The sequence below is a fragment of the Ensifer adhaerens genome, assembly GCF_001270265.1.
Taxonomy (GTDB): domain Bacteria; phylum Pseudomonadota; class Alphaproteobacteria; order Rhizobiales; family Rhizobiaceae; genus Ensifer; species Ensifer adhaerens_B.
In genome coordinates this window covers 862,597-884,865 of sequence record NZ_LGAP01000001.1, presented here as the reverse complement: position 1 = coordinate 884,865, position 22,269 = coordinate 862,597, and the positions used below count along the sequence as shown (strand labels likewise).

The window sequence follows — 22,269 nt, the reverse complement described above, 5'->3', positions numbered from 1 at the left end:
TTTTCCCTTGATCTTGCTGTGGGAACGGGGCAAGTGCTGGCCGTGACGCGCCGCGCGCTCTTTTCCCGAGCCGGCCATTCCAGGATCGTTGCCATGGATCATTCGCCAGCCATTCCGCCTGACGCAATCGATAATGCCGTTGAAGACGGCGACATCGAGACAGGCCTTCATCCGATCTTCGAACGCATGCCGTCGTCCGTCTCCTTCAACAAGCTGCGCAAGCGGCTCTTGCGGCAGACGCGACAGGCACTTGACGATTTCGGCATGTTGAAGGGCGCCAAGCGCTGGCTGGTCGGGATCTCCGGCGGCAAGGACAGCTACAGTCTGCTGGCACTGCTGATGGACCTGCAATGGCGTGGGCTGCTGCCGGTCGAGCTCATCGCCTGCAATCTAGATCAGGGCCAGCCGAACTTTCCGAAGCATATCCTGCCGGAATATCTCGCCTCGATCGGCGTGAAGCATCGGATCGAATATCGCGACACCTATTCGATCGTGAAGGAAAAGGTGCCGACCGGAGCGACCTACTGTTCGCTCTGTTCGCGTCTGCGCCGCGGCAATCTCTACCGGATCGCGCGCGAGGAAGGCTGCGATGCGCTGGTTCTCGGCCACCATCGGGAAGACATTCTCGAAACCTTTTTCATGAACTTCTTCCATGGCGGCAGGCTCGCCTCGATGCCGGCGAAGCTTCTGAACGACGAGGGCGACCTGATGCTGCTGCGGCCGCTCGCCTATGCGGCCGAGGACGATCTGGCGAAATTTGCCACCGCGATGGAGTTCCCGATCATTCCCTGCGACCTCTGCGGCTCGCAGGACGGGCTGGAACGCAACGCGATGAAGGCGATGCTTGCCGATCTCGAACGGCGCATGCCCGGCCGCAAGGATACGATGCTGCGCGCGCTTGGCCATGTGAACCCATCGCATCTGCTCGACCCCAAGCTTTTTGACTTCCAGTCCCTCACACCGGAGCCCAAAGAATGAGCCATTCCGTCGACATCGCCGCCCTTGCCAATCTTCTGCAGGAGGCCGCGGTCAAAGAAATCCTGCCGCGGTTTCGCAATCTCGGCGCGGGCGATGTCCGGATGAAGTCGGAAGCGATCGATCTCGTCACCGAGGGCGACGAGGCGGCCGAGCGTCTTATCAAGGCGCGGATGGACGAAATTGCTCCAGGGGCGGTCTTCATCGGCGAAGAATCGGTCGCTGCCGATCCGGCACTGCTCGACAAGCTGGCTGATGCCGATCTCGCCGTCGTCGTCGATCCGATCGACGGCACCTTCAACTTCGCGGCCGGCCTGCCGCTGTTCGGCGTCATGGCGAGCGTCGTTTCCAAGGGCGAAACGGTTGCCGGAATCATCTACGATCCGCTCGGCAACGATTGGGTGATCGCGGAGAAGGGCTCGGGCGCATGGATGTGCCGGCCTGACGGTTCGCAGGAGCGCATGTCGGTGACCGCGGGCGTTCCGCTTGATAGCATGGTCGGCGGCGCCTCGACGGGCTTCTACCAGCAAGAGGCACGGCGCGAAGTCATGGCCAACATGGCCAAGGTCCGCATTGCGACCAGCTACCGTTGTGCCGCGCACGAATACCGGATTCTCGCCGGCGGCTACATCCACTTCCTGATGTACCAGAAGCTGATGCCCTGGGACCACCTGGCCGGCACGCTGATCGCGCAGGAGGCAGGCGCCTATGCCGCGCGCTTCGACGGTTCGCCCTATCTGCCTGCCCATCTCAATGGCGGCCTGCTGCTCGCCACCGACAAGGACAGCTGGGAGACGTTGCGCCGCGAAGTCTTTACCGTCTGAGCAGACGAAATCACCGAAACAAAAAAGCCCGCCGGGAGCGATCCAGGCGGGCTTTTTGTTGGTCTGGACGGTATTACATGTGGCCGCCGCCGTGGTCGAGCGAGACGTCCTTGTCGCCGGGATGGGTGAATAGCTTTCCCTTCTCGGCCCAGAGTGTCGCCAGGATCGTTACGATACCGAAGAGGGCAAAGCCCCCGAGCAGTGGCTGCAGCGTGCCGTTGAACAACTGGCCGACGGCGCCGCCGAGCAGCGCACCGCCGGTAGTCGAGACGAAGCCGGTGATCGCGGTCGCCGTGCCGGCAAGATGACCCATGGGCTCCAGGCTGATCGCGGTGAAGTTGGTTGCGATCACCGCGAAGAACATCAAGAGAACCGAGAACATGAGGTAGCTGATGACGAAGGCCGGCGTGCCCCAGAGCGACATGGCAAAGCCGATCACCGAAAGCAGGGTGAACAGGATCATCGAAACGTGCGAGATGCGGCGCATGCCGAAGCTGCGGACGAAGAAGCCGTTGGCGAAGTTGGCAACGGCGATGCCGCCGGCGGTACCGGCAAAGGCGATCGGCAGCCAGTCGCCGAGGCCGTAGACTTCGCCGAAGATCTGCTGGACGGTGACGATGTAGGCGCAGATGACCGCGGTGAACAGCGTCATGCCGATCATGTAGCCGCAGGTGATGCGGTTGGTCAGCACCGTCTTGAAGCCGGAAGCGACCGACGCGACGGAAAGCGGCAGGCGCTCTTCCTTCGGCAGCGATTCCTTCATGCGGGCCAGCGCCCAGACGAAGAGGATGGCGCCGATGATGCCAATCAGGATGAAGATCCAGTGCCAGTTGGCATAGAGGATGACGAGCTGGCCGATGGAGGGGGCGACGATCGGAACGATCATGAAGACGATCATGACGTAGGACATCACCCGCGCCATCTCGCGACCGCCGAAGCAGTCGCGCACGATCGCCATGGTGGTGATGCGCACGGCGGCTGCACCGATGCCCTGAACGAAGCGCAGCACGAGCAGCATTTCGAAGCTCTGAGTGAGGGCGGCCGCAAACATCGACACCGTGAAGAAGGCAAGGCCGCCGAGCAGCACGGTGCGCCGTCCGAACGTATCGGAAAGGCTGCCGAAGAAGATCTGCGAAAGGCCGAAACCGAGGAAGAACACGCCGATGACGAGCTGGGTGTCGTTGGAGTTGGCGACATTGAGCGACTGGCCGATGCTCGGCAAAGCCGGCAGCATGCTATCGATGGCAATCGCCACGCTCGCCGTCATGACGGCAATGGTGATGATGAATTCGAGGAGGCCCATGTTGAGGCGCGCGGCGCCCGAAACCCCGTCGACATGGTCGGATTGTGTGGTGATCGTGGTCATTGTGCGTACCCGTGAGAGCAGATCTGGGAGGAGAAATCCGGTTGGCAGGCTGCGATCAGCCCGCCGGGTTGTGTGCTTTGAACAGCTTTCCGCGTTCAGCGATGAGAACGAAAACGACGCCGATCGCCGCGACGGTGAAATAACCGATCGCAAGCGGCGTCGCTGTGCCGTCGAAGGCCTGGCCGATAAAGGCTCCGATGACGCCGCCGCCGATGGTCTGGGTGAAGCCGAGCACCGAGGAGGCCGTACCGGCGACGTGGCCGAGCGGTTCCATCGCCATCGCGTTGAAGTTCGACGCGATCAGCCCGAACTGGAACATGGCAGCGCCATAGAGGACCACGAAGAGCGGGAAGGGCACCGGGCCATAGATTGACACCGTCATCCAGAGGAAGCTCGCCAGCATGAAGCCGAGCAGTGCAGCATGCGATAGCGCCCGCATGCCGAAACGCCGAACGAGCTGCGAATTGGTGAAGGACGCGACCGCCATCATCCCTGCAAATGCTGCAAACACGACCGGGAACCACAGACCCAGCCCGTAGACCCCGACGAGGATCTGTTGCGCCGAGTTGATGAAGCCGAAGAGCGCGCCGAGGATGACGGATGTCGCCAGTGTATAGAACAGCGACAGCCGGTTCGTCAGAACGATCTTGAAGCCGCTCAAGATGACTGACGGCGTGAAGGCACGTCGGTGATCCGGGTTCAACGTTTCCTGGAGCCGGAACACCACGAGCGTTGCTATCGTGAAGGCAAAGAGCGCAATGACGACGAAGATCATGTGCCATTCGGCAAAGATCATGATCAGCTGCCCGACGCTTGGCGCGATGACCGGTACGATCATGAACACCATCATGATCAGCGACATCACTTCCGCCATGCGGCGACCACCATAGACGTCGCGAACGATCGACACGGTGATGACGCGCGTGGCGGCGGCGCCGATGCCCTGGACAAAGCGAAGCGCGAGCAGGGCGCTGAAGGTCGGTACAATGGTGATTGCGACCGCGCAGACACCATAGATACCGAGACCTGCGAGCAGCGGCGCCTTGCGGCCAAAACGATCCGACAGCGGTCCAAAGAACAGCTGCGCCACGCCCATGCCGATGAGATAGGCAGTGATAACATACTGCCGATGATTTTCATCGGTGACGCCGAGGCTGGCGCCGATCTGCTGCAGCCCCGGCAACATGATGTCGATCGACACGGCATTGACCGCCATCAGCATGGCCATCAGCGCGATGAACTGAAATTTGCTGAGACCGGGAGCGGCCGCTTCGTCTGTCGTGCTCGTCATAGGCAAAATCCTTGCGGCGCGCCGGGCGCAACCGAAATAGGTCAAGACCGGAGTTCGTTCCGGAAAGAGGCGACGTCGGCTGGCAAAATGCCGGTCGGCATGTCGAGAACAGTTGAGGGGACGGGCCTGGTCCGGCAAAGCGGTGCAGGCGGCATCCAATGTGAAGCGAAAGGGACTTTCGGCGGTGGGCAGCCAAGCCGGAGCGTGGGGACGGGCGAACGCCCTTTCAGGCTGCTTATGCCGATTTATCGCGACCGCTTCATGACAGAACGAGAGTGTGTTCCGCCTAGAAAAGAACAACGAAAATTAGATGATCCGGATCAATTCCCGGAATCAAAAAAGGCGGTCGCCCGCCTTTTCCGACCAGATCGGAGTTGGCGGCCTGACTTAGGCAGCAGCGCCCTTGACCGAGATTCCCTGTTCCTGCAGGTGCGACTGGAGTTCGCCAGCCTGGAACATTTCGCGGACAATGTCGCAACCGCCGACGAATTCGCCCTTTACATAAAGCTGGGGAATGGTCGGCCAGTTCGAATAGTCCTTGATGCCTTGGCGCAGGTCCGCGTCGGCAAGAACGTTGACGCCCTTGTAGTCGACGCCGATGTAATCGAGAATCTGGACCACCTGGCCGGAGAAACCACACTGTGGGAACTGCGGCGTACCCTTCATGAAGAGTACCACGTCGTTGGTCTTGACTTCGTTCGCGATGAATTCGTGAATTCCGCTCATCTTTTCATCCTTCCTGCGCCGGTTTCAAGGACCGGATATCGATTGGGCTTTAGATAGCATGCATATCGGTGATTTTCATCACCCAAGTGCAACAAATATTGATGGGCCTCAAGATGTGGTTTTAATACAACTGCTCAGGCCGAACGGCGGCGGGCCTTGCTGCGTGCGCTGGCGGTTCGCCGCCGGCTCACCTGTTTCTTGGCCGGCTTGCCGATGGCGGCTTCCAGGATATCGCCCAGAATGCCGCCCGTTGCCGCCTTGCGCGTCCGGCGCTTGGTCCGCTTTGTCGCGGTCCGCTTGACGCCGGTCTTCTTCAGGATTTCCTTAAGCGCGCTGTCGACAACGCCGCTGACCAGTTCCTTGATCAGATCGGCCATTGCTCGCTTACTCCGGCGCGCTGGTCTGAAGGGCGAGGGCGTGCAGGACACCCCCCATATTACCCTTCAGCGCGTTATAGACCATTTGGTGCTGCTGCACCCGGGTCTTGCCGCGAAACGCTTCGGCCACGACTTCGGCGGCATAGTGGTCGCCGTCACCGGCCAGATCGCGGATCGTGACCTTGGCGCCGGGAATTCCTGCCTTGATCATGTCTTCGATGTCGCCTGGTGCCATGGGCATGATACGCCAACTCCCTTTATTATTCTGCTGCGGCAGCAGCGTTGCTGGCACCGTCCATGAAATCAGGGAACCACGATTCATGGGCGGAACGCAATTGCTGAATTGATCGCAACGGAAATTCACGCAGCCCTGAGCGTGCGGCAATTTCGAACTGCCGCCGCACCCGGCTCCTGTCGCGCAGTCTCAGTTTTCCGGTGCCAGGTCGCCCTGCATGAATTCCGGGAACCACGCTTCGTGGGCGGAGCGCAACTGCGCGATCGAGACCGCCTTGGCGTCGCCAAGCTTGACCGCATCGCCGCCGGTCTTGCCGATCGCCGGCAAGGAAACGCCAGCGGTTTTCGCTTGTGCGCGGACGGTATCGAGCGCGCCGGCAGCAACCGTTACGACGTAGCGGCCCTGATCTTCACCGTAGAAGCTCGCGATCGGATCATGACCCGTGACCGCGTCGACCGTGGCGCCGATATCAGATGCCATCGCCATTTCGGCAACGGCGAGAGCCAGACCGCCGGAAGAGCAGTCATGAACGGCGGTCACAAGTCCGTCGACGATCAGGCCGCGGACGAAGTCGCCGACCTTGCGCTCATGCGCGAGATCGACATGCGGTGCCGGACCGTCGGTGCGGCCGTGAACGTCACGCATGTACACCGACTGGGCGATGTGAGAACCGAGGCCTTCCGGTGCGCCCGCAAGCAGGATTGTCTCGCCGGCAGCGGCAAAACGGATGCGCGCCATTTTCGACCAGTCCTTGATCAGGCCGACGCCGCCAATGGTCGGGGTCGGCAGGATTCCCTGGCCGTTGGTCTCGTTGTAGAGCGACACGTTGCCGGAAACGATCGGGAAGTCGAGTGCCGTGCAGGCTTCGCCGATGCCCTTGATGGCATGAACCAGCTGACTCATGATTTCAGGGCGCTCCGGGTTGCCGAAGTTGAGATTGTCGGTCGCCGCAAGCGGCAGCGCGCCTGTCGCCGTCAGGTTGCGCCAGCATTCGGCAACCGCCTGCTTGCCGCCTTCGAACGGATCCGCCTCGACATAACGCGGCGTCACGTCGGAGGAGAAGGCCAGCGCCTTGGTCTGGTGCCCCTCGACGCGCACGACGCCGGCGTCGCCGCCCGGCAGCTGCAGCGAGTTGCCCTGGATCAGCGTGTCATACTGTTCGTAAACCCAGCGGCGCGACGAATTGTTGGCCGAACCGACCAGTTGCACGAGCGCGTCGGCAACATCCGTCTGCGGAATGTCGTTGGTCGCAAGTACGGTCGGAACCTTCGCCGGCGTCCAGGGACGGTCATATTCCGGCGCTTCGTCGCCCAGTTCCTTGATCGGCAGGTTTGCGACTTCTTCGCCCTGATGCAGGATGCGGAAGCGCAGGTCGTCGGTGGTCTTGCCGACGATGGCAAAGTCGAGGCCCCACTTGACGAAGATCGCCTTGGCGACTTCCTCCTTGGCCGGCTCCAGCACCATGAGCATGCGCTCCTGGCTTTCCGACAGCATCATTTCGTAAGCCGTCATGCGCTCTTCGCGCACCGGCACGGTGTCGAGGTTGAGTTCGATGCCGAGGTCGCCCTTGGCGCCCATTTCGACCGCCGAGCAGGTGAGGCCGGCGGCACCCATGTCCTGGATGGCGATGACGGCGCCCGTCTGCATCAGTTCGAGGCAGGCTTCGAGCAGGCACTTTTCGGTGAAGGGGTCGCCGACCTGCACGGTCGGGCGCTTTTCCTCGATCGATTCGTCGAACTCCGCCGAAGCCATGGTCGCGCCGCCGACACCGTCACGGCCCGTCTTGGCGCCGAGGTAAACGACCGGGAGACCGACGCCTTCAGCCTTGGAATAGAAGATCGCATCGCTCTTGGCGAGACCGGCGGCAAAGGCGTTGACGAGGATGTTACCGTTGTAGCGCGCATCGAACTCGACTTCGCCACCGACGGTCGGAACGCCGAAGGAATTGCCGTAGCCGCCGACGCCGGCAACGACGCCGGACACGAGGTGGCGGGTCTTCGGATGATCGGGCGAACCGAAGCGCAGGGCGTTCATCGCAGCAATCGGGCGAGCGCCCATGGTGAAGACGTCGCGCAAAATGCCGCCGACGCCGGTCGCCGCACCCTGGTAGGGCTCGATATAGGACGGGTGGTTGTGGCTCTCCATCTTGAAGACGACGCAGTCGCCGTCATCGATGTCGACCACGCCGGCATTTTCGCCTGGCCCCTGGATGACGCGCGGGCCCTTGGTCGGCAGCGTGCGCAGCCACTTCTTCGAAGACTTGTAGGAGCAGTGCTCGTTCCACATCGCCGAAAAGATGCCGAGCTCGGTAAAGGTCGGCTCGCGTCCGATCAGGCCGAGAATGCGCTCGTATTCGTCGGGCTTGAGCCCGTGCGAGGCGATGAGTTCCGGGGTGATGGGGCGGGTGTTGGAAATCGTCATCGTCGACCGTCAAATCCTTCGGGCGGCGCGCAATCCTTCCACGGGATATGGCGCGTGCGAACCGCAACAGACACAGGGGGCGCTTTGCGGCTTCTTTAGCGTATGCTGCGGCGCGGCGCGACAGAAAAATACGGGCGATCAACAACGGTTACAGCGCTTTTGCGAGGCGCCCGAGCGCCCCGGCAAAGCTATTGCATCAGAACTTGTAGCCGAGCGCGAGGCCGGCGCGGGTCAAGCCATCGTTGGGACCATCGCAAAGTTAGGCATGAGAGGCATGCTCCACCGTCGCCGACAGGTTCCAATGCTCGTCGAATCTGAAGCCGGCCGCGGCATATTCGCGGAAGAGCAGGCGGCAGCCGCGCTTCGGCCCGGATGTGCCGTCAGCGTGCAATTCGCCGTCATGCACCGTTCCGCCGGCGCCAAGCACGATGAAGAACCGCTTCGTCACATCGAAGGTCCAGCTCAAGCCGCCATAGACTTCGTTGGCACCGTCGGACGAGGTCGCGATGGCAGCGCCTGCATGAATGCGCGGCCGCAGCAGCTTCTCGCCAAGATCCTTGGCGCTGTCTGCGTCAAGCGGGTCGAAGAAGACGGTAACGGAGGGAAAAACGCCGTGTTCGCGGTTATCGCCGTTGTTGATCGAGGCGGTCGCGCCGAACCGCATCTCATCGAATATGCCGCTTCCGGCAAAAGCGGGAACAGCCGGCAACACACCAGTGAGAACAAGCGACAATGTTGCGAGGCAGTGCGACGGACGAAGAAGAAGCAATGATGGCATGCCGAATCCCAGAAGCGAATCGATCTACGCAAGACTGCTAAAACATATGATGCTCAGCCTTGCGCGAAAGTCACCCGTGGATCCGGGTTATCAGTCGAAACTATCGTAGCCGGCTCGCCCGCTGTCGAGCAGCCGCCTCAGCGTCTGAAAACCATGCCGCACCTCGGCGCGGTCGGCCGGTGAGGAGAAGCCGATGCGGATGCGGTGGAAGACGCGGTCCGCCCGGCCGGCCTTGAATTCGTCCTCGTCGTCGACGAGCACGCCTTCCTGCAGTGCGGCCTGCTTGAACGTTCCGGAAAGCCAAGGCTCCGGCAGCTTCATCCAGAGGAAAGGAACGCTCGGATGCGAGCTGAACTCGATACCGTCGAACACTTCGCGCGCCATCGCCACGCGCGCCCGGATCTCTTCGATACCCTTGCTTCGCAGAATGGTGGCCGAACCGGAGAGAACAAGCCGCGCGCAAAGCTCCGCCAGGATGAACGGCAGGCCGCCGCTGACCATCTTGTGGGCAATGCGGATGCGCTGGCTGAAATGGGGAGGGCAGGCAACCCAGCCGCCGCGCACGCCAGCGGCGACGGACTTTGAAAGGCCGCCGACAAGAAAGGTTCGCTCGGGCGCAAGCTCCGCCAAAGGCGGCGTCGGATCGCCGGTCATGGCACCATAAAGATCGTCTTCGACCAGCCAGACGCCGTATTTGCGGGCGATATCGGCAATCGCCTGGCGCCGGGCAAGCGGCATGACGGCAACGGTCGGGTTTTGCGCGCTCGGCATCAGGAAGGCGAGCTTGGGATGCTGCTGCGCGCAAACCCGCTCGAAGTCCTCGGGGATCAGTCCGAATTCATCCGATTCCATCAGCGTCGTGCGACGTCCGATCAGGCCGGCGCTGCGGCTGACCTGGGAGTAGGTCAGCGTCTCGAAGGCGATACGATCGCCGGGCGAGGTCACGGCGGCGATTACGGCGATAACCGCAGCATGCGCACCCAGCGTCGGCACGATCGTTTCCGGCGAGGGACGAAAGCCACCGCGTGCCAGCCATTGGCATCCGGCCTCGAACCAATGATCCGGGAAATTGCGCGCGTAGCTGGCAATGTCTGCGTGGTGATCGTGGCTGATCTCGCTCAGCAGTTCGCTCAAGACATGACCCTGGCCGATATCCGGTGCCGCGGTGCTGTCGAAGCGCAATTTTCCGGCGGGCGCAATCAGCGGCCGGGTGCCGGCCAAGGACGTGGTCAGCGGGTCGGCCTGCTCCGGCGGGCGGCTTTCCTGGTGATCGAGCACATAGGTTCCGCGCCCGACCTCGCCGCTGACAAGACCGCGTTCGCGCACGATATTGTAGGCGCGCCCAATGGTGCCAATGGTGACACCAATGTCATAGGCGAGGTTGCGTTGCGGCGGCAATTTGGCGCCGACGGGCAGGGCGCCTTCGCCGATTGCCTGTTCGATCTGGTCTGCAATCCGCGCATAAAGCGGACCGTGACCCTGCTGAATGTCTGGGAGCCAACTTGTCATAGTGACAATTATCTAGATTACAGGGCGAAATATGTCAATTATCACCAATGCAATGATGTCAATCGATGCATTGGAACGCACAATGAGTACAATTGATACAATTTGCTCGACTGCCCCGGAAAAGACGCCTCGGGCGCGGCGCAAAGTCGGGTTTGACGTCGAATTCTCGGGGAGCGCCAAGAATGCAATGCAGCGCCTCTGGAGGCTCTATTGCTTCCTGGCCGCCAGAAGGCGCAGTCGCATCGCTCTCGAAGAGATGAGCGACTGGCAACTGAGCGATATCGGTGTCTGCGAAAAGGATGCCCGGCGTGAATCGTCGGTGCCGTTCTGGCGTTAAAGCGCATCGCGTAAACGTGTGCCACGGTTCGCGATAACGACATGCGCCGGAACGCACGCGCAGCAAGTGGATCCTAGAGATCGGACGTCTTTAGCGAACGCTGAGCGGTAGTCCCGCAGCGTCTGAACGCTCGACCGCGGCCTTGATCAGTTGCAGCCCTGGCCGCCTGCGGCCCAACGGCGGATATCTGCGCTCATGCGGGTGCCGACCGGTTCGCTCAACAACGGCCCGAACGCCTGAAGTCGTGCCGGCTGGCCTTCCGCCTGAACGACGGCCAGCGGCCGTGCTTCGGGCGACTTGCGCGGCACGATCAGGATGCGAGGGCGGCCGGAAAAAGAGTTGAGTTCGGGCGCGAGCCGGTAGTTCTTGAAGGCCGGATCGCCCGATTTGAACCAGCAGCTGTTGGCGCCAAGCGCAACGCGCTCCATCGTCGGCAGGGCAGCCGAATTTGCAGTCGGCGCCGGTGGGCGCGGCGATTGGCAGGACGCCAGAAATGTCAGGGCGAATGCCGCGCAAGCAGGGCCGGTCAGGCGTCCAGTGAAAATTGAAGGCATCGACGGTCTCGCTTGCGTTAAGGGGATGGTCGAATGCCTTCTATCAGCGAGACGGTTAAGCAGCGATTACTTCGAGAGCCGAAGCGAAGATGCCGCGACCATCGGCGCCGCCGTGAGCCGCTTCGATCAGGTTTTCCGGATGCGGCATCATGCCGAGGACGTTGCCAGCCTCGTTCATCACGCCGGCAATATCGCCCATCGAGCCGTTCGGATTGGTGCCTTCGGCATAACGGAACACGACCTGGCCATTGCCTTCGATCGACTTCAGGGTCTCCGCGTCAGCGAAATAGTTGCCGTCATGGTGTGCAACCGGGCTGCGGATGATCTGCCCCTTGGAATAGGCGCGGGTAAAGTCGGTGTCGGCGTTGACGACCTCCAGCTTGACTTCACGGCAGACAAATTTCAGCGAAGCGTTGCGCATCAAGGCGCCCGGCAGAAGACCGGCCTCGACCAGGATCTGGAAGCCGTTGCAGACGCCAAGAACCTTGACGCCCTTTTCGGCCTTCGCCTTGATCGCCTGCATGACCGGCATGCGGGCCGCAATTGCGCCACAGCGCAGATAGTCGCCGTAGGAGAAGCCGCCGGGGATGACGATCAGGTCGACATCCGGGATCTCCGTTTCCGTCTGCCAGACGGTCACGGGCGCCTTGCCGGAGATTTTTGTAAGGGCAGCGATCATGTCGCGATCGCGGTTGAGGCCTGGAAGCTGGACGACGGCTGACTTCATGGTGCGGTTCAAACCCTGCCTGCGCCTCTTGAAGCTCATGCAATTCGAGGCGGTTTCCGATGCGGCCGAAGCGCAGTTCCGTGCGCTCGGGGCCGATGTTGGATGCACTGCGCATCCCTCGACTTTAAGACCATCGAGCCGCGGACAGAATGCCCCTTCGATGTCGCTTGGCTGATCTGCATGAGAGGGGCCCGTACTAGATGGGCCTCATCGTCATTTCCAGTTCACCCGAGCCGTCACATCCGGCCATCCGCGGCGCTCCGCCGCCGTTAGGCGAGGGAGATGGTGTAGTTTTCGATCACCGTGTTGGCGAGCAGCTTTTCGCACATCGCCTTGAGGTCGGCCTCGGCCTTGGCCTTATCGCCGGTCTCGATCTGAAGATCGAATACCTTGCCCTGGCGGACCTGACCGATGCCGTCGAAGCCGAGCGCGCCGAGCGCGCCTTCGATTGCCTTACCCTGCGGATCGAGAACGCCATTCTTCAGCGTCACGGTTACACGTGCCTTGATCACTTTCACTTTCCCCGAACTAACTTGACCAGAAACTACTTGACCAGAACCGGGCCGGTGCCGCGCACGGGCTCGTTCTCGTTCATGATGCCGAGACGGCGAGCCACTTCCTGGTAGGCCTCGACCAGGCCGCCCAAATCACGGCGGAAGCGGTCTTTGTCGAGCTTCTCCTTGGTCTCGATGTCCCACAGACGGCAGCTGTCCGGCGAAATCTCGTCCGCCAGGATGATGCGCATCATGTCGCCTTCGAACAGGCGGCCGCACTCGATCTTGAAATCGACGAGCTGGATGCCGACGCCGAGGAACAGACCGGTGAGGAAGTCGTTGATGCGGATGGCAAGCGCCATGACGTCATCGAGTTCCTGCGGGCTTGCCCAGCCGAAGGCGGTGATGTGCTCTTCGGAGACCATCGGGTCGTCCAAAGCATCGGCCTTGTAGTAGAATTCGATGATCGAGCGGGGAAGGACAGTGCCTTCTTCGATGCCGAGGCGCTTTGCCAGCGAGCCAGCGGCAACGTTGCGCACGACGATCTCGAGCGGAATGATTTCGACTTCCTTGATCAACTGCTCGCGCATGTTGAGACGGCGGATGAAGTGCGTCGGAATGCCGATGCGGTTCAGATGCGTGAAGATATACTCGGAAATCCGGTTGTTCAGCACACCCTTGCCGTCGATGACGTCATGCTTTTTCTTGTTGAAGGCGGTCGCGTCGTCCTTGAAAAACTGGATCAGCGTGCCCGGCTCGGGACCCTCATAAAGGATCTTTGCCTTGCCCTCGTAGATACGGCGGCGACGATTCATGGATATTGTCTCTGTGGTTGTTGGCGCTCTTGGGTTGCGCTAGTGGAGTCTTCTCACGGGGTCCATAGCTGAAAAGAACGCATTTCACAATCGGCGTATCTTCCCTTCCCCTGATTTACCTAAAGCGCGTTGCGATCTCCAGGATTCGCTCCTTGCGCTTCAGATCTTTGATTTTTCGCATGCCGTTATCGCGAAACCGCTGCGCACTTTTGCGCGACATGTTTAAGGTACCATGAAAGTCACGAAACAAGAAAACTTCGCATTGCACTTTGACCACTGGTTTGGTTTATGGCGATAACTATTTCCGGCATGGAATTCTCAAGGGAGATCAATTGATGACGACGATGCAGGATCGCGAAAAGGCCTTCGAAGCGAAGTTTGCGCTGGACGAGGAACTGAGGTTCAAGTCTGAGGCGCGCCGCAACAAGCTGCTCGGCCTTTGGGCTGCCGGCTTGCTCGGCAAGTCCGATGCCGAAGCCTATGCCAAGGAAGTCGTTGCAGCCGATTTCGAAGAGGTCGGCCACGAGGACGTCGTGCGCAAGATCAAGGCAGACTTCGACGCTGCCGGCGTTGCCCAGAGCGAAGAGCAGATCCGTGTGCGCATGCTTGAGCTTCTCGGCGAAGCGATCGAGCAGATCCAGAGCAAGTAATTTCGGGTAGCCATACGGCCCCCATGACATCGCCGCTCGGCTGAAAAGCCGGGCGGTTTTTATTTGGCCGCCTTGTAGCGACGTCCTTTTTCCGGCGCCGTTTCGGCGCCCGGAGACGGTTTCCAGCCGCTTCTGATGCGCTGTTCGAAATCGAGGCGGCTCATCGGCTTTGCCAGCGCGTAGCCTTGCAGGATGTCGCAACCGAGATCTCTCAGCATCGCCGCGTGCTCCCACGTCTCCACCCCTTCTGCCACCACCTTGATGTTGAGCGAGTGGCCGATGTCGATGATGGCGCGAACGAGCTTTGCCTGTTTGGCGCTTTCGGTTATGGGCCCCACCAGCGCCCGGTCAATTTTCAGGCGAGCTGGATTGAGGTTGAGCAGGCCGATGATCGAGGCGTGTCCAGTGCCGAAGTCGTCGATTTCAATCTCGATGCCGAGTCCGTTGAGCGCCGCGATCGTCTCGGCAATCTCATCTTCGAGATCGTCGAGGAATATGGATTCCAGCAGCTCGAAAGACAGTACCCCCGGCGGAATGCGCATCGCGCGAAGGTCGGAGATCAGGCTCGGATCACGCAGTCTGCGTGAAGAGACGTTGACCGAGATCTTGGGGACTGTGAGACCGGCACGACGCCAGGCGGTAAAATCGGCATAGGCCATCTCGACGATGTTCCTGTCGATCGCGGGCAGGGCGTTGATCTCCTCGGCCACCTTCAGGAAATGTGTCGGAGCGAGGATGCCGCGTTCGGGATGGTCCCATCGCACCAGGGTTTCTACACCGATGAGATCGAGCGAGCGGGCGTCGAACTGAGGCTGGTAGTAGGGCACGAACTGGCCTTCCTCGATCGCCTGCCGGATATCGTCGCCGGTGCGCTTGGCGCTGAGGATCTGGTTCTGGATCTGCTCGGAAAACACCTCGAAGCGGTCGCGGCCGAGACTTTTGGCACGATAGAGTGCGATATCGGCGTTCATTAGCAATTGCTTCGGATCGGTGTCGCTCTCGCCCCTCCAGGCGATGCCGATGCTGGCGCCCAGCCGGCAAAGCTGACCGTCATAGGGAATAGGGCGGCGGAAGGCATGGACGATGCGCGCTGCGAGGTCTCCCAGCTCGCCAAGGCTGCGGCCACGACGGCAAAGGATGACGAATTCGTCGCCGCCGATGCGGGCGATGAAGTCGTCCTGATCGGCATGAGACTGCAGGATCGCGGCCGCACGCGTCAGCATCGCATCGCCGGCCTGATGCCCGAGCGTGTCGTTGATCTGCTTGAAGCGATCGAGATCGAGGTGGAGGATGGCATTGAGCGTCGGATCATCGGCGAGGATCTGATCAAGGTAGCGCCGATTCGGCAGGTCCGTCAGATAGTCGTGCAACGCGTTATATTCGATGCGGATGCGCGCTTCTTCAAGTTCACGGTTGCGGGCCTCGGCTGAAGCCTTGGCCTTGCGCAATTCCTCCTGCAGCGCCACGTCTTCCGTGACGTCCCAGTTCGCACCGATCAGTTTACGCGTGCCATCGCGATCGACATAGAACGCCGTGTTGGCGCGAATGTGCCTGATCTCTCCATCGGCGCGGATGATCCGAAAAGCATTGGTGAAGGGGGCTCCCGCCGCGACGCCATCGTTGACGCGCCCGACAGCGATTTCCCGGTCGTCGGGATGCAGCATGTCTTCCCAGTTGCGGCCACTCGGCGCGCCGGCCTCAGGATCAAGGCCATAGATGCTCAAAATGCGTCCGTCCCAAAGGGTCTCCTGGGTTTCGAGATTGTGGTCGAACACGCCGATCTTCGAGACGTCGAGCGCCAGCCGCAGACGCCTCGAGATTTCCTCAAGCCGCGTCTCGGCCTCCTTTCGCGGCGTAATATCCGTGTCGGTGCCGATGATGCGACTGGGCTTGCCGTCCTCTCCATAGGCGACGGATGCGCCGCGGCTTTCGATCCAGACCCAATGTCCGTCCGCATGGCGTTCGCGATACTGGAACGTGTTGTAGGTGACCTCGCCCGAATCCTGGCGGCCGATCGAAGCCAACACATGGGCACGATCGTCCGGATGCACATTCTCGATCCAGGCATCGAGCGAGCCGTCGACCTCGGCGTCGTCAGGAAGGCCGCGCAGACGCTTCCACGTGGTGGAATAGAAGAGGTTTCCGGTCGAAAAATCGTGATCCCAGACGCCTTCGAGCGCACTTTCAAGCGCATATTTCCACCGCGTTTCATCGTTGCGAAGTCCGGCAATCTCGCAGATGAGGTGGTCGACCGGAAGCATCAGCAACAAGCGGTTGTCCGCCATTGCAGAAGAGGTACAAACCAGAGAAACAGTGTCGGCAGCGCCATGCAAGCGGATCGTTTGGGCGGATGCGGAAGGTTGCGACATCTCATTGGGCGACAGCAGGTGGTGGTCGTCGGCATGAACAAGGTCATGGAGAAACCGATTGAGCAACTCAGACGACCGAAGGCGCAAAAGATCGCAGACATAAGGGCTTGCCGAAACGATCGTCCCTGTTTCGTCGACAACGATCGCCCCGACCGGCAGCTGGTCCAGCGCCGATTGCATCACAATGTCTAGCTTCGCCGATGCACGGCGTTTGTTGTTGATGGGATCTTTCGGTCCGGTCACGTATCCCACGATCCAGCATTTGTTGCCGGCAGATGATGATCGCGGACCATGAACTTCGGATTAATGCCGAGTCGTCTTATTAGCAGTGCGATCAGGGCTGCAGGCGGCTGAGAAACTGCGCGAAGACCATCGTGCCTTCCGGCCACGGGCCGTGCCCGGACTCGGTGTTGAGATGGCCGGATTCCCCGGCGTCCACCAGCAGGGACCCCCAGGATTTGGCGATCTCGTCGGCATGCTCATAGGAGCCGAACGGATCGTTGCGGCTTGCGACCATGAGCGATGGGAACGGCAGCGGATCGCGCGGATATGGCCCGAAAGTCATCAGGTGCTTCGGCCGGATCGCGGCATTGGCCACATCCGGCGGGGCGACCAGGAAGGCGCCGGCGATCTTCTTTTCGATGTGAGGCAAGGCATGGACCGCGGTCGCAACGCCGAGCGAGTGAGCGACGATTACGACCGGCTTTTCGGCGGCATTGACCTCCTCGATCATGCGCGCCACCCAATCCTCGCGCACGGGCTTGGCCCATTCGGCCTGCTCCACGCGGCGAGCCGTGGACATTTTTCTCTCCCAACGGGACTGCCAATGGTCGGGACCAGAATTGGTGTAGCCGGGAACGATCAGGATATGGGCGTCGGAAAGTTTCATAATGGCCGCGATGTGGCGTCGAAACTCGTCGAAGTCAAGGCGTAGGCGACAGAGCCTGCATTTTATGTATACTCGCCAATGCAGGTCGCGGTCGATGCGGCTCGAGTTTTGCCGTTGTCGCTGGTCCGGGGCCGCTCTGTGGTGGTTGAGGAGTGTGAGCCATGACAACATTTCATGTTCTGTCGGGATCGGACGCGAGTGTCGCCCATCCCGGCATACGAAAGATCGGCCTAGCTGACGTGATGGATGCGTTGCGCCTCGGGTTCAGCGACTTTCGCGAAAAGCCGTCTCACTATGTTTTTCTCTGCTTGATTTATCCCATCGCCGGCGCCGTGCTGATGACCTGGAGTGCAGGCGCCAACATGCTACCGCTGCTTTACCCGCTAGCATCAGGCTTTGCCCTTGTCGGACCGGTTGCGGCCATCGGTCTTTATGAAATCAGCAGGCGTCGCGAACTCGGCATGGATACGTCCTGGCCTCACGCCTTCCGCCTGCATCGTTCTCCGGCGCTGCCCTCCATCCTGGCCGTCGGGGCGATGCTGTTCTTCATATTCATCGCCTGGCTGCTGGTGGCACAGGCTCTCTATGTCAGGATGTTCGGCGCCGAACCGCCGGCATCGATTGCCGCCTTCTGGAATGGCATCGTCGGCACGGAACAGGGCTGGAACCTGATCTTGGTCGGCAATGCCGTGGGGTTCGTTTTCGCCGTCATCGTGCTGTCGATCAGCGTGGTGTCGTTCCCGTTGCTGATCGATCGTGACGTCGGCGCCGTGACCGCGGTCGAAACGTCGATCCGCGCAACACTCGTCAATCCCATACCGGTCGCCTTCTGGGGATTTATCATTGCCGCTGGCCTGCTGATCGGCTCTATCCCGGTCTTCGTCGGTCTCGCCGTGATCATGCCTATCCTCGGTCACGCGACGTGGCACATGTATCGCAAGATGATTGAGCCGGGTCCACCCCGCCGCAGGCGATGACGACAAAAACGGCCAGCCTTCGCCAGGCTGGCCGTTTCTTCTTGCGATGATCGCTCGAACTACTTGAAATACTTGTAGTAGGACGAAATCTGGGCAGCGGTGTTGGACGACAGATTGAGCTTGATGCCGATCTTGTCACCGCGATACCAGCGCACCATTCCGGTCAGAAATCCGAGTTCTTCGCTGCGGATCGTTACTTCCTGTCCGGTGCGGGCGTTGATGTCGAAATAAAGCTGAAAGCAGATGCCTTCAGCGGAAAGATCCGTGACGATGCCGTTGCTCGCGCCCGTCTTGCAGGTGACCGTCCCGGTAATCTTCGTCTGCGTGCGCGCAGCCGTACGCTGAACACTGTCCTTGTAGGCCATGTGAACCCTCGATCTGAATTGATCAGGCTCGATCATCTCACGCAATGATTGAATTCCTTGCTAACAAAAATGCCCGCATTTGACCAGACTGCGTCAAATGCGGGCATCATCGAGCGTTACAACAGAAACGTGCTTCGTTCTGGCACGAACCGGGCGGCTATCGCGCCCGGCCTTTATTTCTTGCGCATGTCGTTACCGCAAAGCGGCCGCACACTTTTGCGCGACATGCTTAGCCAAAGACACGGCTGAAGATCGTGTCGACGTGCTTGGTGTGGTAACCCAGATCGAACTTTTCGCGGATGTCAGCTTCCGACAGGGCCGCACGAACCTCGGCATCGGCAAGCAACTCCTCCAGGAAGTCCTTGCCCTGTTCCCAGACCTTCATCGCGTTGCGCTGGACGAGGCGATAGGCATCCTCACGCGACACGCCGGCCTGCGTCAGGGCGAGCAGGACGCGCTGCGAGTGAACGAGACCGCGGAACTTGTTCATGTTCTTGGTCATGTTGTCGGGATAGACGAGCAGCTTGTCGATCACGCCGGTCAAGCGGGCAAGCGCGAAGTCGAGCGTCACCGTCGCATCCGGGCCGATCATGCGCTCGACCGAGGAATGCGAGATATCGCGCTCGTGCCAGAGCGCCACGTTTTCCATTGCCGGAATAGCAAAGGCGCGGACCATGCGGGCAAGACCCGTGAGGTTTTCGGTCAGCACCGGATTGCGCTTGTGCGGCATGGCCGACGAGCCCTTCTGTCCCGGCGAGAAATATTCTTCCGCTTCGAGGACTTCGGTGCGCTGCAGGTGGCGGATTTCGGTGGCCAGGCGCTCGATCGACGAGGCGACGACGCCAAGGGTGGCGAAATACATCGCGTGGCGGTCACGCGGGATCACCTGGGTGGAGACCGGCTCCGGCTTCAGCCCAAGCGCCTTGGCGACGTGTTCCTCGACGCGCGGGTCGATATTGGCGAAGGTGCCGACGGCGCCGGAGATGGCGCAGGTGGCAACTTCCTCACGGGCTGCGATAAGACGCTGCTTGCAGCGATCGAACTCGGCATAGGCCAGCGCCAGCTTGACACCGAAGGTGGTCGGTTCTGCGTGGATACCGTGCGAACGGCCGATCGTCACCGTATCCTTGTGCTCGAAGGCGCGACGCTTCAGCGCTTCCAGCAGCTTGTCCATGTCGGCCAGCAGAAGGTCGGTCGCGCGTACCAGCTGCACGTTGAAGCAGGTGTCGAGCACGTCGGAGGACGTCATGCCCTGGTGGATGAAGCGGCTGTCAGGGCCGACGAACTCTGCCAGATGCGTCAGGAACGCGATGACATCGTGCTTGGTGACGGCTTCGATTTCGTCGATACGATCGACGTCGAACGTGGCGGCGCCACCCTTTTCCCAGATCGTCTTTGCAGCATCTTTCGGGATCACGCCGATTTCGGCCAGCGCATCGCAGGCATGGGCCTCGATCTCGAACCAGATGCGGAACTTGGTTTCCGGCGACCAGATGGCCACCATTTCCGGTCGGGAATAACGGGGGATCATGGGCTCTCAGCTTTCGTCATCAGTGGAGGATGGCTGTGCCTCTAGCAAAGATGCCCGGCAAGCTCAACGTTGTTGACGGCGTTCAGCCCCCGCAAGCCACAGGCTGACGGCCAGAAGTGCCGCACCGCCGACCGGAAGATAGAGCCGAATGCCCAGCACGAGGAACTGGTAGAAGGCGACAAGCGAGGTAAACGCGAACTGGTAGAGCCAGGTCCGGGTGCCGGTATCGGCGTGCCAGCGGGCGTAAAACACCCGATAGTCGAGCGCAAACAGCATGGCGGTCACGGCAATCGTGCCGAGCGACAGGCACAGGAGATAGGCCGCAAACCGGGTTTCGGCAGGACGGCCAAGCGTGGCGAAGCGCGCAAGGAACAGAGCAGGCGGCCAGCCCAGCATGCCACCCAGGCCATACATCACAAGCAATTCCGCCAGGTTGAAGGTTAAGGCGCCTTCGCGAAGCCAGAGCGCGAACCAGGCGGAAGCGACCGTCACCAGTCCCCAGGCCGGCGCGCCCAACACAAGTTCGGGCGCGGACGGGAACGCCCGTACGAATCGCGAGCGCTTCAGGGCCGGCGCAGAAGCATGAGCTGATTTTGCCCCGGCGCCCGTGTTGTTCATTTTGCGATCCGGGTCGGGACCGCAATCCATCGTCCGTCGGTCGTGCCCTCGAAGCCGAGCGATTTGACCAGCACCATCACGACATGGGTTTGCGTGCCGTCGTCGTTCATGTGCGTCACCGCGCCGCCGATGCGATAACCCGTCGGGCAACGGCGGCTTTCCGGTACACGAGCGTCGTCCTGCAGCACGTCACTTACCGGCCTGCCGGCCTTCATCGTCATCGACAGGCGGAAGCCTTTGACCTCCTTCAGGAAGTCCTTGCACAGCCCGCCCGGTCCGAAGTTCTTCTCCTCGAGCGTCAGGCTGTAGGTCTCGCGGAACGCTTCGTTGGCAGCAAAGGAATCGTAAGTCAGAGCCAGGGGCGCCGCATTGGCTTCGGTAATCGGATTGTAGGCAGCAAGCAGTCCCGGCGCATCGGCAAGCCTGTAGGCATCGATCAAGGGCGCGGCGCGGCGATGCGCCTCGTGTCTCGTCCGGTGCAGAGGAGCGCCATCCTCGCGACCGACTGCGCGCACCGGCGCGCCCGGCAGAAACTTGTCGTTGCGTGTATCGACGACGTAGATCGTAGAATAAGGGAAACCCGAACCGTCTTGGACGCCGTATTCCTCGAAGGCAAAGACATTGCCGTCGGAGGAAAAACCGATCGGCTGGAATGCGGCATAGTCACCGGCCGATGCCTGTGACGCCATCAGCGCAGCCACCCCGAGAAGCAGCCCAGACGTCGCCAGGCGCGCCATCATCAGCGGGCCTTTTCGGCCGGGGCGCGGATCGCCTGGATGGCGGAGCGATAGGCATCGACCGAGCCGCCCTTGAAGATCGCCGAACCGGCGACGAGCACGTTTGCGCCGGCGCCGGCCGCAATTGCAGCCGTTTCAGGCGCGATGCCGCCGTCGACTTCGATCTCGATCGGCCGATCGCCGATCATCGCCTTGATCCGGCGGATCTTTTCCGCCGTCGCGTCGATGAATTTCTGGCCGCCGAAGCCCGGGTTGACCGTCATCACCAGTACCAGATCCACGGTGTCGAGCACGTATTCGATGGCGCTTTCCGGTGTTGCCGGATTGAGCGAGACGCCGGCCTTCTTGCCGAGCGACCTGACGGTCTGCAGCGAACGGTGAAGGTGCGGCCCGGCTTCGGCGTGAACCGTCAGGATATCGCAGCCGGCCTTGGCAAAAGCTTCAAGGAACCCGTCGGCGGGCGAGATCATCAGGTGGCAATCGAAGGTCGCCTCGGTATAGCGGCGCAGCGACTTGATCACGTCGGGGCCAAACGTGATGTTGGGGACGAAATGCCCGTCCATGACATCGAGATGGATCCAATCCGCGCCGGCATCCACGACGTCACGGACTTCCTGTCCGAGCTTCGAAAAATCGGCCGCCAGGATCGACGGTGCAATGCGAATGGGATGGGTCATGAGAGGCTCCGGCTGTTTCCCGCGCAA

The 22,269-nt window shown here is 61.1% G+C and carries 23 protein-coding genes and 1 pseudogene; 5 read left to right on the top strand and 19 right to left on the bottom strand.

Annotated elements, in window-relative coordinates; all coding sequences use genetic code 11:
• The first annotated feature begins 93 nt into the window (after positions 1–93).
• Together ttcA and AC244_RS04275 are read left to right on the top strand one after the other, a co-directional pair.
• A complete protein-coding gene (ttcA, locus tag AC244_RS04280; protein WP_053247682.1) occupies positions 94–978 on the top strand; it encodes a tRNA 2-thiocytidine(32) synthetase TtcA in 885 nt (294 codons plus the stop codon).
• Positions 975–1,799 (top strand): inositol monophosphatase family protein, encoded by an 825-nt coding sequence (locus tag AC244_RS04275; protein ID WP_053247515.1) that lies wholly within the window; start codon positions 975–977, stop codon positions 1,797–1,799. The genes ttcA and AC244_RS04275 overlap by 4 nt, the downstream gene beginning before the upstream one ends.
• A gap of 73 nt (positions 1,800–1,872) precedes the next feature.
• On the opposite strand, the gene AC244_RS04270 is transcribed toward AC244_RS04275, so the two are convergent.
• The 8 genes and pseudogenes from AC244_RS04270 to AC244_RS04235 all read right to left on the bottom strand — a co-directional run bounded on the left by AC244_RS04270 (position 1,873) and on the right by AC244_RS04235 (position 10,502).
• Positions 1,873–3,165 carry a multidrug effflux MFS transporter gene (locus tag AC244_RS04270; protein WP_053247514.1) on the bottom strand — a complete coding sequence of 431 codons (1,293 nt, stop codon included), beginning with the start codon at positions 3,163–3,165 and terminating at the stop codon, positions 1,873–1,875.
• A gap of 55 nt (positions 3,166–3,220) precedes the next feature.
• Positions 3,221–4,456, bottom strand: a complete 1,236-nt coding sequence (locus AC244_RS04265; protein ID WP_053247513.1) for a multidrug effflux MFS transporter — start codon at positions 4,454–4,456, stop codon at positions 3,221–3,223.
• 387 nt (positions 4,457–4,843) lie between these two features.
• Positions 4,844–5,182, bottom strand: a complete 339-nt coding sequence (grxD, locus tag AC244_RS04260; RefSeq protein WP_053247512.1) for a Grx4 family monothiol glutaredoxin — start codon at positions 5,180–5,182, stop codon at positions 4,844–4,846.
• Between the two features lie 134 nt (positions 5,183–5,316).
• Positions 5,317–5,559, bottom strand: coding sequence for a hypothetical protein (locus tag AC244_RS04255; RefSeq protein WP_053247511.1), 243 nt, complete (start codon positions 5,557–5,559; stop codon positions 5,317–5,319).
• A 7-nt stretch (positions 5,560–5,566) separates the two neighbouring features.
• Complete coding sequence (locus tag AC244_RS04250; RefSeq protein ID WP_053247510.1) at positions 5,567–5,800, bottom strand: BolA/IbaG family iron-sulfur metabolism protein; 234 nt, start codon at positions 5,798–5,800, stop codon at positions 5,567–5,569.
• Positions 5,801–5,983: 183 nt separating this feature from the next.
• Entirely contained in the window at positions 5,984–8,215 is a 2,232-nt protein-coding gene (gene purL / locus AC244_RS04245) for a phosphoribosylformylglycinamidine synthase subunit PurL (RefSeq protein ID WP_053247509.1), read from the bottom strand.
• 196 nt (positions 8,216–8,411) lie between these two features.
• Positions 8,412–8,993, bottom strand: a pseudogene (locus AC244_RS04240) (acyloxyacyl hydrolase).
• Between the two features lie 90 nt (positions 8,994–9,083).
• Positions 9,084–10,502: a PLP-dependent aminotransferase family protein gene (locus tag AC244_RS04235; RefSeq protein WP_053247508.1), complete on the bottom strand. Its 1,419-nt coding sequence runs from the start codon at positions 10,500–10,502 to the stop codon at positions 9,084–9,086.
• Positions 10,503–10,533: 31 nt separating this feature from the next.
• Between AC244_RS04235 and AC244_RS37915 the strand changes: the two genes are divergently transcribed.
• The gene (locus AC244_RS37915) at positions 10,534–10,839 is read left to right on the top strand and encodes a DUF1127 domain-containing protein (protein ID WP_053247507.1); all 306 of its coding nucleotides are present in this window, start codon (positions 10,534–10,536) and stop codon (positions 10,837–10,839) included.
• A 146-nt stretch (positions 10,840–10,985) separates the two neighbouring features.
• Here AC244_RS37915 and AC244_RS04225 read toward each other — a convergent pair whose 3' ends face one another.
• The 4 genes from AC244_RS04225 to purC form a co-directional block, all read right to left on the bottom strand.
• Entirely contained in the window at positions 10,986–11,393 is a 408-nt protein-coding gene (locus tag AC244_RS04225; protein WP_053247506.1) for a hypothetical protein, read from the bottom strand.
• 55 nt (positions 11,394–11,448) lie between these two features.
• The gene (gene purQ / locus AC244_RS04220) at positions 11,449–12,120 is read right to left on the bottom strand and encodes a phosphoribosylformylglycinamidine synthase subunit PurQ (RefSeq protein WP_053247681.1); all 672 of its coding nucleotides are present in this window, start codon (positions 12,118–12,120) and stop codon (positions 11,449–11,451) included.
• 269 nt (positions 12,121–12,389) lie between these two features.
• Positions 12,390–12,632 (bottom strand): phosphoribosylformylglycinamidine synthase subunit PurS, encoded by a 243-nt coding sequence (gene purS, locus AC244_RS04215; RefSeq protein ID WP_025427152.1) that lies wholly within the window; start codon positions 12,630–12,632, stop codon positions 12,390–12,392.
• A 32-nt stretch (positions 12,633–12,664) separates the two neighbouring features.
• The gene (purC, locus tag AC244_RS04210) at positions 12,665–13,429 is read right to left on the bottom strand and encodes a phosphoribosylaminoimidazolesuccinocarboxamide synthase (RefSeq protein ID WP_025427151.1); all 765 of its coding nucleotides are present in this window, start codon (positions 13,427–13,429) and stop codon (positions 12,665–12,667) included.
• Positions 13,430–13,764: 335 nt separating this feature from the next.
• Between purC and AC244_RS04205 the strand changes: the two genes are divergently transcribed.
• Complete coding sequence (locus AC244_RS04205) at positions 13,765–14,079, top strand: DUF1476 domain-containing protein (protein WP_053247505.1); 315 nt, start codon at positions 13,765–13,767, stop codon at positions 14,077–14,079.
• A gap of 59 nt (positions 14,080–14,138) precedes the next feature.
• Here the strand turns inward: AC244_RS04205 and AC244_RS04200 are convergent, their stop codons facing one another.
• Positions 14,139–16,628, bottom strand: a complete 2,490-nt coding sequence (locus AC244_RS04200) for an EAL domain-containing protein (RefSeq protein WP_053247504.1) — start codon at positions 16,626–16,628, stop codon at positions 14,139–14,141.
• Positions 16,629–16,782: 154 nt separating this feature from the next.
• On the bottom strand, positions 16,783–17,337 hold the full coding sequence (locus AC244_RS04195; RefSeq protein ID WP_053247503.1) for an RBBP9/YdeN family alpha/beta hydrolase: 555 nt from the start codon (positions 17,335–17,337) through the stop codon (positions 16,783–16,785).
• A gap of 161 nt (positions 17,338–17,498) precedes the next feature.
• Here AC244_RS04195 and AC244_RS04190 point away from each other — a divergent pair, with 161 nt between their 5' ends.
• Positions 17,499–18,314: a DUF2189 domain-containing protein gene (locus AC244_RS04190; RefSeq protein ID WP_053247502.1), complete on the top strand. Its 816-nt coding sequence runs from the start codon at positions 17,499–17,501 to the stop codon at positions 18,312–18,314.
• A 59-nt stretch (positions 18,315–18,373) separates the two neighbouring features.
• Here the strand turns inward: AC244_RS04190 and AC244_RS04185 are convergent, their stop codons facing one another.
• The 5 genes from AC244_RS04185 to rpe all read right to left on the bottom strand — a co-directional run bounded on the left by AC244_RS04185 (position 18,374) and on the right by rpe (position 22,242).
• Positions 18,374–18,679 (bottom strand): PilZ domain-containing protein, encoded by a 306-nt coding sequence (locus AC244_RS04185; RefSeq protein WP_053247501.1) that lies wholly within the window; start codon positions 18,677–18,679, stop codon positions 18,374–18,376.
• Positions 18,680–18,908: 229 nt separating this feature from the next.
• The gene (purB, locus tag AC244_RS04180) at positions 18,909–20,210 is read right to left on the bottom strand and encodes an adenylosuccinate lyase (protein WP_053247500.1); all 1,302 of its coding nucleotides are present in this window, start codon (positions 20,208–20,210) and stop codon (positions 18,909–18,911) included.
• A gap of 63 nt (positions 20,211–20,273) precedes the next feature.
• The gene (locus AC244_RS04175; RefSeq protein ID WP_053247499.1) at positions 20,274–20,828 is read right to left on the bottom strand and encodes a hypothetical protein; all 555 of its coding nucleotides are present in this window, start codon (positions 20,826–20,828) and stop codon (positions 20,274–20,276) included.
• Positions 20,825–21,568 carry a DUF2259 domain-containing protein gene (locus AC244_RS04170; protein WP_053247498.1) on the bottom strand — a complete coding sequence of 248 codons (744 nt, stop codon included), beginning with the start codon at positions 21,566–21,568 and terminating at the stop codon, positions 20,825–20,827. Before AC244_RS04170 ends, AC244_RS04175 begins: the two co-directional genes overlap by 4 nt.
• Positions 21,568–22,242 carry a ribulose-phosphate 3-epimerase gene (gene rpe / locus AC244_RS04165; RefSeq protein WP_053247497.1) on the bottom strand — a complete coding sequence of 225 codons (675 nt, stop codon included), beginning with the start codon at positions 22,240–22,242 and terminating at the stop codon, positions 21,568–21,570. Before rpe ends, AC244_RS04170 begins: the two co-directional genes overlap by 1 nt.
• Positions 22,243–22,269: the final 27 nt, after the last annotated feature.